Here is a 269-nt window from a genome sequence, read left to right on the forward strand (position 1 = left end):
GACACGGGTTGCTGCGGCATGGCGGGCACTTACGGGCACGAGGCCAGTAACGTTGAAACGTCGAAGAGAATTTACGGTCTATCATGGGCAGAGGTCTTGGCAAATCCGGAACACGAGGGAAAACTGACTGCCACCGGTTACTCCTGCCGTTCTCAGGTGAAACGCATTGACGATGTGGCCATTCCTCATCCTGTGCAGGTGTTGTTGGCGCAGATGTGAAGTAGAAGGTGCATAACGCCCGGCCCAAGGAGGGGAAAGCCTTTCAAGAC

General features: G+C 55.4%; 1 pseudogene. It reads left to right on the forward strand.

What is annotated here, in order from left to right:
* Positions 1–219 (forward strand): annotated as a pseudogene (locus B3520_RS09110) ((Fe-S)-binding protein); the annotation flags it as partial.
* Between the last annotated feature and the right edge of the window lie 50 nt (positions 220–269).

The organism is Marinimicrobium sp. UBA4509, assembly GCF_002388575.1.
Classification (GTDB): Bacteria; Pseudomonadota; Gammaproteobacteria; order Pseudomonadales; family Cellvibrionaceae; genus Marinimicrobium; species Marinimicrobium koreense.